Source organism: Streptomyces sp. SID11385 (assembly GCF_010548245.1).
In the GTDB taxonomy this organism is placed as follows: Bacteria; Actinomycetota; Actinomycetes; order Streptomycetales; family Streptomycetaceae; genus Streptomyces.
The window spans coordinates 1-225 of record NZ_JAAGLR010000427.1 but is presented as its reverse complement, the minus strand read 5'-3'; the positions used below and the strand labels follow the sequence as shown (position 1 = coordinate 225).

Sequence of the window (225 nt, the reverse complement as noted above, 5' to 3'; positions counted from 1 at the left end):
GGGCACCGATCAGGTGCCCCTCCCGCGCCAGCCCGTCGCACTCCTCGTACGTCAGGTGGTCCTCGCGCGGACGGGGACTGCGCCGGCCGAGCAGACGGGTGCAGACGAAGAACACCGCGCGGACGCCGAGGCGGTCCAGGATGTCCCGCGCGTGGGTGGTGTTGTCGCGGTAGCCGTCGTCGAACGTGACGAGCACCGTGGGACGGTCGGGCCGGCGAGGGCCCC

At 73.8% G+C, this 225-nt stretch carries 1 protein-coding gene; it reads right to left on the bottom strand.

Annotated features, from left to right (window positions below):
• Nucleotides 1-196 (bottom strand): polysaccharide deacetylase family protein (locus G3I42_RS12910; protein WP_343244535.1); only part of this gene is annotated, 196 nt, incomplete at its 3' end.
• Nucleotides 197-225: the final 29 nt, after the last annotated feature.